We start from the raw sequence: 12,976 nt of genomic DNA on the forward strand, positions 1-12,976 counted from the left end.
AAGTTTAAACCGATAAGTTAAACAAATATCAGGCCTGAAACGGATGAATGAATCTGAAAGCAGCGTGCGGCAGGGAAAAAATCAGCACCGGCCAAATGTCCTCACACCTTAGAAGCGCGTTTGCGTTCGTGTTCGTCAAGGATAATCTTGCGCAGCCGCAGTGACCTGGGCGTTACTTCGAGGTACTCATCTTTACCGATATACTCCATGGCCTCTTCGAGAGAAAATTTAATGGCAGGGATGATGAAAATCTTCTCATCCGATCCGGATGCGCGCACATTGGTCAGCTTCTTGGTTTTGGTCACATTTACCATCAGATCATCGGGACGGATATGTTCACCAATTACCTGACCGGCATAAATATCTTCATTGGGATGCACAAAGAAAGCGCCACGGTCCTGAAGTTTATCGATGGAGTAGGCAATGGCCTGACCGGTTTCCATGGCGATCAGCGATCCGTTGCGTCTTCCCTGAATTTCGCCCTTCCAGGGCTCATAAGCCAGAAAACGGTGGGCCATAATGGCTTCGCCTTCGGTGGCTGTAAGAACATTGTTGCGCAAGCCGATGATGCCGCGCGAGGGAATTTTAAATTCAAGGTGAATGCGGTCGCCTTTGGTTTCAATGGTTACAATCTCCCCCCTGCGTTGGGTCACCAGTTCGATCACTTTGCCCGAAAATGCCTCCGGCACATGCACGGTAAGCATTTCGACCGGCTCATTGTCAACGCCGTCAATTTTTTTGATGATTACCTGGGGCTGACCCAGCTGCAGTTCATATCCTTCGCGCCGCATGGTTTCAACCAGAATGGAAAGATGCAGGATACCGCGCCCGTAAACCATCAGCGACTCGGGTGAGTCGGTCTCCACCAGCCGCATGGCCAGGTTCTTCTCAATTTCCTTAAACAGGCGTTCGCGCAGGTGGCGCGATGTTACAAACTTCCCTTCACGGCCGTAAAACGGTGAGTTGTTGATGGTAAACAGCATGCTCATCGTAGGCTCGTCAATCTGCAATGGTTTCAGGGCTTCCGGCACTTCAAAATCGGCGATAGTATCCCCGATTTCAAAATCGTCGATGCCAAGTACCGCGCAGATTTCACCCGGCAGCACGTCAGTCTTCATCTTCTCCTTGCCCAGCCCTTCAAACACGTACAATTCTTTTATTTTCGACTTGAATACCCGGCCGTCCTGCTTGATCAGCGAAACATTCTGTCCCCAGCGCAGCACTCCGCGCGACAGGCGACCCACGGCAATCCGGCCGACGTAGGACGAATAATCCAGAGAAGTGATCTGCATCTGGGTAGATCCTTCTTCGAAGACCGGCGCAGGAATATATTCAATAATGGTATCCAGCAGATAACTGATGTCGTCGGCAGGCTGCCGCCAGTCTCCCGACATCCACCCTTCCTTGGATGAACCAAAAACAGTCGGAAAATTAAGCTGGTCTTCGGTGGCATCAAGGTTGAACATCAGGTCGAAAACGGATTCCTGCACCCCTTCCGGATCGCAGTTGGGCTTATCCACCTTGTTAATTACCACAATGGGTTTCAGGTTCAGGGCCAGCGCTTTCTGGAGCACAAACCGCGTCTGAGGCATCGGCCCTTCAAAAGCGTCCACCAGCAGCAACACCCCGTCGGCCATATTGAGCACACGCTCTACCTCACCGCCGAAATCACTGTGTCCGGGTGTGTCTATAATATTGATTTTAAATCCCTTATACCTTACCGACACATTTTTCGACAAAATGGTAATTCCCCTTTCCCTTTCCAGGTCATTGCTGTCGAGGATCAGCTCCCCCATATCCTGGTTTTCCCTGAAGAGTTTCACCTGGTGCAGGATCCGGTCAACGAGGGTGGTCTTTCCGTGATCGACGTGTGCAATGATGGCTATATTCCTGATATTCTGCATGCTGGCATTTTTAGAGTAAAAATTTTTTGGAAGTGCAAAAGTACTTATAATATTAATACCTGATTTATAATGGTTTTAAAGTTTCTGAAATCATTTTTCAAAAGGGGGTAATTCGTTATTTGATGTGCTTGAAAAAAAAATCAAAGTCCCGTTGGTGATAAATTCAATCTCCATATGCTAGCGTGGGCTGACTTTAATTTCTGATTCAGAGCTCAGATTTTAAAGAATTGCAACATAACTCTGCGTGCTTTACTCCGGGCTTCAGCCCGGGGAAAATGCAGATCCCCGGCTTTACGGCTTTAGCCGTAAATCCGGGAGAAGCCTGAACAGGGAAAGTTCCGGGCTTGCCGGTTTTTACTATTGCAGGGTTGCCTATAAACTTTTGCCGCATTTTGGGCTAAAGCCCCCGCGTTTACCAGCTCCCTATTACCCCTGGCTCAAGCCGGGGGTAATAAACCGGAATTGAGAATCTTCAGAAACTACGGGATATAAAGGAAATTGAGCTTAGGGATAAACGGATTCAAACATCAGAATTCTGATAAAAAGTAAGATAACTCTGCATGCTTTACTCCGGGCTTTAGCCCGGGGAAAACGCAGATCCCCGGACCAAACGGCTTTAGCCGAAAAGCCGGGCAAAGCCTGAACAGGGAAAGTTCCGGGCTTGCCGGTTTTTACTATTGCAGGATTGCCTATAAACTTTTGCCGCATTTTGGGCTAAAGCCCCCACGTTTACCAGCTCCCTAATACCCCCGGCTCAAGCCGGGGGTAATAAACCGGAATTGAAAATCTTCAGAAACTACGGGACATAATGGAAATTGAGTCTAAGGCTAAACAGATTCAAACATCAGAATTCTGATAAAAAGTAAGATAACTCTGCATGCTTTACTCCGGGCTTCAGCCCGGGGAAAATGCAGATCCCCGGACCAAACGGCTTTAGCCGTAAAGCCGGGAGAAGCCTGAACTGGGGAAATTCCGGGCTTGCCGGGATTAACTGATGCCGGGCTGCCTATAAACTTTTGCCGTATTTTGGGCTGAAGCCCCCGCGTTTACCAGCTCCCTATTACCCCTGGCTCAAGCCGGGGGTAATAAACCGGAATTGAGAATCTTCAGAAACTACGGGATATAAAGGAAATTGAGCTTAGGGATAAACGGATTCAAACATCAGAATTCTGATAAAAAGTAAGATAACTCTGCATGCTTTACTCCGGGCTTCAGCCCGGGGAAAATGCAGATCCCCGGACCAAACGGCTTTAGCCGTAAAGCCGGGAGAAGCCTGAACTGGGGAAGTTCCGGGCTTGCCGGTATTAACTGATGCCGGGCTGCCTATAAACTTTTGCCGTATTTTGGGCTAAAACCCCCGCGTTGGCAAGGCCCCTTTTTGAATGATACAGTAGGATCATTCGGACCTGGATGAATTTTGTGCTTTACCGAAGCAGTCAGGCAAAGAGGGCTGAGACATTCTGGTCTTTGGTAGATTAATAATTCTGAATACCCTCAGGCACATCAATTAATAAAAAGCCCCAAAAACCGCAAAAAGCAATGAAATACATTTTTTACATACTAAAAATGAAATAGATTTACGAAATTTGTGCATTCAAATATCTGATTACCGGAATGTCCAAAATCATAACTATTTCCGAAGCTGCATCAATCGCCATCCACAGCATGGTATTGATTGCCGGTGCAAAAGATCATCTTAACGTAACGCAAATCGCTGAAAGGATGGGTTCTTCGCGGCATCATGTAGCCAAAATCCTGCAACGGCTGGTAAAGGAAGGTTACCTGAGCAGCAACCGGGGCCCCGCCGGCGGCTTTACCCTTAAGAAACCCGCCAGCGATGTCAGCCTCATGGAAATATTCGAAACCATAGAAGGAAAACTCAGCGAAACATCCTGCCCCCTCGACCACCCGGTGTGCCCTTTCGACAAATGCCTGATGGGCAACATTGTTACAAAGATGACCCGTGAGTTCAGAAAGTATATGGAGGAACAAAAACTCTCTGATTATATCAAACATTAGTTGTTTTCTCCGGCTCCTTCACGCCTGTTGAAAGACCGCACACAATCATTAAACCGTTTCAGAAAGTTTACATACCAGCAGGCTGACAGCTGATCAGTAACTAATCTATGACTAAGGGTAGATTTTACGGTGATGTCAACCTGAAAAAAGATAATGGTTTGCAGACAGTTTTTACACCACACAATTACAAAACAGGCAATTTTTAGCTTGATTATCCAACCCTGACCGCTATTTGTCATAGCCCTGATCAATTATTTCAGCAATTATATCATTGCATACCAACGCTTTAAAAAATTTTCCAATTTTTTTTTGGAAAAAGTTTGCGGCGCTAAAATTAATTGTATATTTGCGTATTCAAATACCGAATTACACAAACAACATTCAAGATGGTAAAAGTGGTTCATATCTCCGAGGCAGCTTCACTTGCGGTGCACAGTATGGCCCTTATTGCAGGCAGTAAGGAAATGCTGAACGTTAACCAGATTGCTGACCTGACCCATGCCTCACGAAATCACCTGGCCAAGGTTATGCAAACCCTGGTTAAGAACAATTACCTTGAATCGGTCAGGGGCCCCAAAGGCGGCTTCACCCTCAAAGGCGATGCAGCAGGCATCACCTTGCTGGAGATTTACGAGCTGATTGAAGGAACGCTTGAACACAAATATTGTGGAATCGGTGACCAGAAATGTCCGTTCAGAACCTGCGTATTCGGGGGGCTGGCCGACAGATTCTCCAGAGAATTCACCAACTACCTGAGGAATACTACTTTGTCACAATTAATATAATCACTATATTTTTACGATGAAAAGGACCATTATTAAAATTGATGAAGATTTGTGCAACGGATGCGGCAATTGTGTACCGAATTGCCATGAAGGCGCACTGCAGATTATCGACGGAAAAGCCAGGCTGATCAGCGACCTGTTCTGCGACGGACTGGGCGCCTGCATCGGACACTGCCCCGAGGGAGCCATTGCCATGGAAGAGCGTGAGGCAGAACCCTATGATGAAATCAAGGTAATGGAGCTGATGGTTCCCAAAGGCCGCAACACAATTCTGGCTCATCTGGAGCATCTGCGCGATCACAACGAAACCGAACTGCTCAAACAGGCCATCAATTACATCAAGGAAAACAATATTGATATGAGTCCGAAAAATGGCGAAACCTTACACAATCACACCCACCATCATTCCCGTCCTCAGGCATTCGGAAACCTGAGCGAGGCCAGGGCGGCAGTAGCTCCGGCAGCATCGGGATGCGGAGGAGGTTGCCCCGGATCAAAACCCATAGACTTCAATATTGACCTGAAAAAGGTTCAGGATGCTGTAGCAGAGGCAAAAGCCGACACAACAGTTGTTTCAGGCGGTGATGCGCCTTCGGAACTCCGGCAGTGGCCCGTTCAGTTGCATCTTCTGAATCCGCAGGCGGGATACTTTAAAAATGCCGATGTGGTATTGGCCGCCGATTGCGTGGCCTTCTCGATGGGAAATTTCCACAACAAATACCTCAGGGGAAAAACGCTTGCCATAGCATGTCCGAAACTCGACTCAAACAAGGAATCTTACGTGGAGAAGCTTACGACAATGATCAGAGAAAGCAATATCAACACACTGAACGTGGTAATGATGGAAGTACCCTGCTGCGGCGGATTGCTTCAGATAGCGCAAATGGCAAGGCAAAAAGCGGGAAAAAATATCCCTGTAAAAAAGAGCCTCATTGGCGTGCAGGGCAATGTGCTGTCGGAAGAATGGGTTTAACAGTCATCAATGCGGAAACACCAAAACCACAAAATATGAAACGAACTATTGGTAAAACTTTAATTCTTTTGGCCCTGTCAGTGGCGCTTCCGGAAATCAGCAACGCACAGTTTGTACTGAGCGGCGAACTCCGTCCGCGCGTTGAATACAGGCATGGATTCAAATCACCTGCAGAAGAAGACATGACTGCTGCCGCATTTATCTCACAGCGCAGCCGGCTTAACCTGGCTTACAAAAATGAAAAAATGAAGATTGGCTTTAGTTTTCAGGATGTAAGGGTATGGGGAGATGTTCCGCAATTGAACCTTTCTGACAACAGCTTTTCGGTACATGAAGCCTGGGGAGAGTATTTTATTACCCCCACCCTGTCGCTTAAGGCCGGACGCATGGAACTGGTCTATGACGACGCCCGCATGCTTGGGAATGTAGACTGGGCGCAACAGGGACGCAGCCACGACATCGGCCTGCTCAAATGGGAGCCTGCTTCCTGGAAAATACATGCCGGGTTTGCATTCAATCAGGACAAAGAGCAATTGCAAAACAGAATATACACCGTCGCCGGTAACTACAAATCCCTGCAGTTACTCTGGATCAACCGGAAATGGGATAACCTCGGCCTGAGTTTCCTGTTTCTGAACAACGGCAAACAAAACACCGAGGAAAATGGCGAGATTGTAAGTTACAACACCCGTTTCAGCCAGACTTTCGGCGGAACCGGCAGCTGGGAACTGAAGCCTCTTACCCTCAGTGGATCTATCTATAAGCAAACCGGCAAGGACGTGCCTGAAGTCGAAATCGATGCCCTGATGTACGCCCTGAGTCTGAAGTGGTCAGTCACCAAAACACTGAGCATTACCCCAGGACTTGAACGCCTCTCTGGCACCAGCCAGAAAGATGCGGCAGATCCTGATTTCAACGAAAACAACAGCTTTAACCCGTTTTACGGCACCAACCACAAATTCAACGGCAACATGGACTACTATTATGTGGGAAACCACATCAACAGTGTCGGACTGCAAAATATTTTCGTTAAAATAAATTACGTTAAAAACCGCCTCAGCCTAGGTGCTGATGTGCATTTATTCAGCGCAGCAGCCGATATTATCGATCCGGAAAACCCCGCCGAGACATTGAATAAAAACCTTGGCCAGGAGCTTGACATCTACATGGGATATAAGCTGGCTGATAATGTGATGCTGAATGCCGGTTATTCACAATACTTTGCGACTGAATCAACCATTGCGCTCAAAGGCGGCAGCAAGGATGAAACCAGCAACTGGATCTGGGCATCCCTCACTTTCAAACCACAATTTCTGAACACGGCAAAATAAATTAAGGCCGGATTTCATAAAAATTTTCAAAGTAAAAACCTTAATCAATCCAATATTAACACACAAAAAAAATTAAATCATGAGCATGTTTTGCTATCAATGCCAGGAAACAGCCAAAGGGACGGGCTGTACCATCAAGGGTGTCTGCGGAAAGACCGATGATGTTGCCAATCTTCAGGATCTGCTGATGTTTGTTCTCAAGGGAATCTCTGTTTACAGCGCGAAGGCCCGGGAAAAAGGAATTGAAAATGCTGAAGTAAACAAGTTTATCACCGACAGCCTGTTCACCACCATTACCAATGCCAACTTCGACCGCGCGGTTTTCATCAAACGCATCAACGAAGGTTTGAAAATCCGTGCCGCCGTTAAGGAAGTCTGCGAAAAAGCCGGTATTTCATTAAGCGGAACGCTGCCCGAGTGCGCAACCTGGTTTGCATCCACCGAAGCTGAATTTGACGCCAAAGCGCCGCTGGTAGGGGTACTCACCACTGAAAATGAAGATGTCCGTTCACTGCGCGAACTGCTGACCTACGGGCTCAAAGGGATGGCAGCCTACACAGAACACGCCTATAATCTGGGCTTCGAAGACCCCGCGCTTTATGCCTTTATGCAACGCGCCCTGTTAGCCACCCTCAACGACAATCTTTCAGCCGACGAATTGGTAGGCCTGGTGATGGAATGCGGAAAATACGGTGTAACCGCCATGGCTTTGCTCGACAAAGCCAACACCAGCAGCTACGGCAATCCTGAAATTACCAAGGTCAACATCGGTGTAGGCACAAAACCCGGAATCCTGATCAGCGGCCACGACCTGAAGGACATGGAAGAGTTGCTGAAACAGACCGAAGGCACCGGTGTGGACGTATACACCCACAGCGAAATGCTGCCGGCCAACTACTACCCTGCTTTCAAGAAATACAGTCACTTCGTGGGCAACTACGGAAGCTCATGGTGGAAACAGAAAGAAGATTTCGAAACCTTCAACGGGCCCATCCTCTTCACCACCAACTGTATCGTACCTCCTCCCGTAAATGCAAAATACAGGGATAAAGTCTATACCACCGGAGCTGCCGGTTTCTCAGGTTTCAAACACATCGCCAACCGCGAAAACGGCAGGATGAAGGATTTCAGCGAGATCATCGCGCATGCAAAGAAATGTGCCCCGCCTGTGGAAATTGAAAAAGGCGAGATTATCGGAGGATTTGCCCATGCACAGGTATTTGCCCTTGCCGACAAGGTGGTAGATGCCGTAAAATCAGGCGCCATCCGCAAGTTCTTTGTGATGGCCGGATGCGACGGGCGCATGAAGGACCGCAATTACTACACCGAATTTGCAGAAGCCCTGCCAAAAGATACCGTTATCCTTACCGCCGGTTGCGCCAAGTACCGCTACAATAAACTGCCTTTGGGCGATATCGGAGGAATTCCCCGCGTTCTGGATGCAGGACAGTGCAACGACTCCTATTCGCTGGCCGTGATTGCCATGAAGCTGAAGGAAGTATTTGAGCTCAACGACATCAACGAGCTTCCGATTGCCTACAACATAGCATGGTATGAGCAGAAAGCCGTGATCGTACTGCTGGCGCTGCTTTACCTGGGCGTCAGGAACATTCACCTCGGCCCCACCCTTCCGGGATTCCTCTCGCCCAACGTGGCAAAAGTGCTGGTTGAGACCTTCGGAATCGCAGGGATAGGAACCGTGGACGAAGACATGAAGCTTTTCCTGAATTAATCAATACCAGAATCCCGTGATGCCTGCCGGCCTGATAAAAGCCGGCAGGCGCATCCGGGAGCAACCAATCACAAACTGAAAAACCTGCAACCATGAGCGAATTGATCAACAACTCGGAACAACGGAAATCACAACTCAAGGAAATTATCCTCAAACTGCATAAAGGCGGCCATCAGGAAGAGGTTCGCCGCGAGCTGATGGAAACCCTCAGCCAGATCCCTTACGGGGAAGTGGTGGAAGTGGAACAGGAACTGATCGCCGAAGGACTGCCTGAAGAGGAAGTACTTCGCTTGTGCGACGCTCACTCTGCCGTTTTACAGGGCAACATCGACCTGAGCGGATCCAAGGAAATCCCCGAAGGTCATCCGGTGGATGTATTCAAAAAAGAAAATGAAGAACTGCTCAAGACCACTGCAGCAGCCAGAGCCATACTTAAGGAATTAAAGGATGGCAGCGCAGAATTCTCCGCGGCTTCCGTGCTGAAACTCAGGGGATTGTTCAACAACCTGTATGATGCCGACAAGCATTACCAGCGCAAGGAATACCTGTTGTTTCCTTATCTGGAAAACAAAGGGATTACCGGGCCTCCTAAGGTGATGTGGGGCAAGCAGGACGAGATCAGGGAACTTATCAGGGGTAGCATTGAAATTTTGCAACAGAAAGACATTACCCGCGAAGAGCTGCTTGCTTCGGCAGAAATCGTTCTTGAACAGGCTCTTTCCGGAATCGACGATATGACGGTGAAAGAAGAGCAGATCCTCTTGCCCATGGCCATGGATAAACTCACCGACACCGAGTGGTACGAAATCAGCAAGCAGTCCATTGAAGTCGGATTCTGCCTTTACGACCCGAAAGTAAACTGGAAACCGGCCTGGGCCGCCGAAACAGACGTAAATGAAGCCCAGAAATCGGGAAGCCACATTCAGTTACCTTCCGGGAGTTTCAGCGCTGCCGAATTGCTGGCCATCCTGAATACCATTCCCGTTGACATGACCTTTGTGGATAAAGACGATAAGGTTAAATACTTTACCCAGGGTGCCGAACGCGTATTTCAGCGCAACCGCGCCATCCTGAACCGCGATGTAAGGCTCTGTCACCCGCCCGCAAGCGCGCACATCGTTGATAAAATCATCGACGATTTCAAATCGGGCCGGCAGAGCCGTGCCCCGTTCTGGATCAACATGGGAGGCAAAATGGTTCATATTGAATATTTTGCACTCCGCGGCGAACAGGGTGAATACCTGGGTGTACTTGAAGTATCGCATGATGTCACCCGTTACCGTGAACTACAGGGCGAGCAGAGAATTCTTTCATATAACTAACGATCAATGCAATGAACGACCAACTCGTTATAACTCCCAAAACCAGAGTACTGCAGGCCATCGAAGCCTACCCGCAGCTCGAAGAAATTCTGATCAGTTATGTCCCGGCTTTTGAAAAACTGAAGAATCCCGTTTTGCGGCGTACCGTTGCAAAAATTGCCACCCTTCAGCAGGCTGCCACAATCGGCAATGTTAAGGTCGAAGACCTGATCAACCGCTTACGGGCTGAAGTCGGCCAGGACCTTTTTACGCAAAATGACAACCACATGTATGTAACCGAAACACCTGCCTGGTATAGCGAATCGCTGATTGCGGCTGAATTGGACGCCAGGCCCATGCTTGCAGCCGGAGAACACCCGGTAAACCAGGTAATGGAAGACCTGAAAGTACTTGAAAACGGAAAAATCTACAAACTGACCGCTCCGTTTTTGCCGGCCCCCCTCATCGACAAAGCCAGCAGCATGAATTATGCGCACTGGATGAAAAATGAGGACGACGGCAGCTACATCATTTATTTCATTGCAACACAAAACTAAAATCAGATCATGGAAAATAATAAATTCAACAACGCCAGGGCGTTCAGTTTCAATGAATCGATAACCTATTCCGACGGCGGAATCGTGAGTATGCGCGTGCTTGAGAAGAGTGCGGGGAATGTAAGTCTTTTTGCTTTCGACAAAGGCCAGAAGCTGAGCGAACACACAGCGCCCTTTGACGCCATGATACAGGTAACCGAAGGGGAAGCCGAAATTGTTATCGGCGGAATCATCAACCAGCTGACAGCCGGACAAACCATCATCATGCCGGCAAATGTGCCGCATGCCGTAAATGCAACTTCCCGATTCAAAATGGTGCTCACCATGATCAAAGCATAACCAGACAGCTTACCACCAGCCATTGCAGCTGTCTCCAGCAAGGTATCTGAATCTGACTTGCGGAAACCCGGCAGTTGCATTGGTTCAGTTCTGCAACATCTGCCACCGCCACACCACACTAAACTTCGGAAAATGAAGCGCATCCGGAAATATCACAAATGGCCCTCCCTTATCATTGGCTTTTTTCTGATCCTTTTCGCCGCTTCCGGCATCGTAATGAATCACCGCAACTGGTTTTCGGGGGCGAATTTTCCCCGTAAGCTCATGCCGCCGGAATACAGCTATCGGAATTGGAACCTTGCGGCTGTAAAAGGCAATGTGTCGTTGGATGACAACAATCAGCTGATTTACGGAAACATCGGCATCTGGAAAACCGATAAGTCATTCAGTAGTTTCAGCGACTTTAACGCGGGGTTCGGCGGTGGCATGGATCAGCGGAAAGTATTTACCCTACTGCATTCTAAAGCCGGAAACCTCTATGCCGGAACGCTTTTCGGTCTTTATACCTGTAATGAAAGCAGTAAACGCTGGGAGCAGATAGCGCTGCCCGAAAAATCGCCACGGGTGGTAAAGATTGTAAAGAACGGAGAGGAACTCCTGATCCTGACCCGCTCGCATTTGTACAGTTTACCTGACCGTGGAAGCCAATCCGAAGTTGCAACGGAAATACCTGTTCCGCGCGCCGGCGATGACGACGGGAAAGCCGGGCTTTTCCGCACCCTCTGGATTATCCACAGCGGAGAGCTGATGGGATTGCCGGGAAAAATCCTGGTTGATCTCGTGGGGCTTTCGCTGATATTTATCGTACTCAGCGGGTATTACTATACTTTTCTGCCATCCCTGGCACGCCGCTCCGGAGAAAGACTCAGGAAAAAGCTCAGAAAAATCAACCGTTTTTCTATAAACTGGCACAACAACCTGGGGATTTATGGTATCCTGTTTCTGACGATTACCTCCATTACCGGTATGTTTCTGCGCCCTCCCCTGCTGATCCCGGTTGCATATGCCAGGGTAAACCCCATCCCGGGATCTGTGCTTGACCACTCCAACCGCTGGCATGATAAGTTCAGGGATATGGTCTCAGACCCGGCTTCAGGAGAATTGATCCTGTCAACCAGCGAGGGATTTTACCGCTTTGTGCCGGGCAAAGATACGATTGCCCATCCTTATGGCGTTCAGCCTGAAGTCAGCGTGATGGGTACCACGGCATTTCAGGCCCTGTATGACAGCAGCTTTATCGTGGGTTCCTTCAGCGGGATTTATCAGTGGTTTCCGCACCGTGACCTTGTATTGAATTATATTACAGGATTGCCTGCCGTATCTTCAGGAAGAGGAAATCCCTTTGGCTCGGTAGCCGTGGCCGGAGTAATCAATCAGGCAGGCAGACCGGTTGCCATGCTTGATTACAATGCAGGATGGATCCCGCTGGTAAAAGACATCAAAAAACCGGAAATGCCGGGATTCATCGCAAAATTGCCTGTTTCATTGTGGAATCTGGCCCTGGAAGTACATACGGGAAGAATTTTCTCCGTAATTTTAGGTGATTTTTATATCCTGTACGTCCCGCTGATGGGTCTTACCACACTGCTGATCCTGATCACAGGCGTATGGATCTGGCTGAAAATCAAAAGGAAAAAATCAAATAAGAAAATTCAGGAAGGACAAAACCATGAAAATCACAAAGCTGCACCAGGCCCCCAAAGTCCCTTATGATCTGGACGGTCATATCATAGCCCGCGCGTCATGCGTCGAAATTGTCCACCTTACCCTGAAACCCGGCCAGCAGATCGCGAAACACATCAATCCCAACGATGTTTTCTTTTTTGTTCTGGAAGGGAAATCCATGATTGAAACCGATGATGAAAGGGCACTCGTTCAGAAGGACCAGTGCATCTTCGTTGAAGGAGGTACCAACAGGGGGTTTGACAATATCTCGGTTTCCGATTTCAAGGTCATGGTGATCAAGCTGCAGCAATAACATTAACTGCAATTAGCTGAAATTTTCCGGTTAATCACCTCAGTGGGACCGAAAATA

11 protein-coding genes are annotated in these 12,976 nt (G+C 48.5%); 10 read left to right on the top strand and 1 reads right to left on the bottom strand.

What is annotated here, in order from left to right; translation table 11 throughout:
- Positions 1-101: 101 nt before the first annotated feature.
- The gene (gene typA / locus TBC1_RS14460) at positions 102-1,904 is read right to left on the bottom strand and encodes a translational GTPase TypA (RefSeq protein WP_062044455.1); all 1,803 of its coding nucleotides are present in this window, start codon (positions 1,902-1,904) and stop codon (positions 102-104) included.
- A 1,614-nt stretch (positions 1,905-3,518) separates the two neighbouring features.
- Here typA and TBC1_RS14475 point away from each other — a divergent pair.
- From TBC1_RS14475 to TBC1_RS14525, 10 genes are all read left to right on the top strand, one after another.
- Complete coding sequence (locus tag TBC1_RS14475; protein WP_062044465.1) at positions 3,519-3,923, top strand: RrF2 family transcriptional regulator; 405 nt, start codon at positions 3,519-3,521, stop codon at positions 3,921-3,923.
- Between the two features lie 386 nt (positions 3,924-4,309).
- Entirely contained in the window at positions 4,310-4,708 is a 399-nt protein-coding gene (locus TBC1_RS14485; RefSeq protein WP_062044473.1) for an RrF2 family transcriptional regulator, read from the top strand.
- Positions 4,709-4,724: 16 nt separating this feature from the next.
- Positions 4,725-5,681 carry an ATP-binding protein gene (locus TBC1_RS14490; protein WP_062044475.1) on the top strand — a complete coding sequence of 319 codons (957 nt, stop codon included), beginning with the start codon at positions 4,725-4,727 and terminating at the stop codon, positions 5,679-5,681.
- Between the two features lie 35 nt (positions 5,682-5,716).
- Entirely contained in the window at positions 5,717-7,012 is a 1,296-nt protein-coding gene (locus TBC1_RS14495; protein ID WP_172668913.1) for an alginate export family protein, read from the top strand.
- 85 nt (positions 7,013-7,097) lie between these two features.
- Positions 7,098-8,744: a hydroxylamine reductase gene (hcp, locus tag TBC1_RS14500; protein WP_172668935.1), complete on the top strand. Its 1,647-nt coding sequence runs from the start codon at positions 7,098-7,100 to the stop codon at positions 8,742-8,744.
- Positions 8,745-8,836: 92 nt separating this feature from the next.
- Positions 8,837-10,066: a DUF438 domain-containing protein gene (locus tag TBC1_RS14505; RefSeq protein WP_062044484.1), complete on the top strand. Its 1,230-nt coding sequence runs from the start codon at positions 8,837-8,839 to the stop codon at positions 10,064-10,066.
- A gap of 11 nt (positions 10,067-10,077) precedes the next feature.
- Positions 10,078-10,602 (top strand): DUF1858 domain-containing protein, encoded by a 525-nt coding sequence (locus TBC1_RS14510; RefSeq protein WP_062044486.1) that lies wholly within the window; start codon positions 10,078-10,080, stop codon positions 10,600-10,602.
- 9 nt (positions 10,603-10,611) lie between these two features.
- On the top strand, positions 10,612-10,941 hold the full coding sequence (locus tag TBC1_RS14515; protein ID WP_062044489.1) for a cupin domain-containing protein: 330 nt from the start codon (positions 10,612-10,614) through the stop codon (positions 10,939-10,941).
- Positions 10,942-11,073: 132 nt separating this feature from the next.
- Positions 11,074-12,654 carry a PepSY-associated TM helix domain-containing protein gene (locus tag TBC1_RS14520; RefSeq protein ID WP_062044493.1) on the top strand — a complete coding sequence of 527 codons (1,581 nt, stop codon included), beginning with the start codon at positions 11,074-11,076 and terminating at the stop codon, positions 12,652-12,654.
- A complete protein-coding gene (locus TBC1_RS14525; protein WP_062044496.1) occupies positions 12,611-12,919 on the top strand; it encodes a cupin domain-containing protein in 309 nt (102 codons plus the stop codon). The genes TBC1_RS14520 and TBC1_RS14525 overlap by 44 nt, the downstream gene beginning before the upstream one ends.
- Positions 12,920-12,976 lie beyond the last annotated feature (57 nt).

Origin of the sequence: Lentimicrobium saccharophilum (genome assembly GCF_001192835.1) — a bacterium.
In the GTDB taxonomy this organism is placed as follows: domain Bacteria; phylum Bacteroidota; class Bacteroidia; order Bacteroidales; family Lentimicrobiaceae; genus Lentimicrobium; species Lentimicrobium saccharophilum.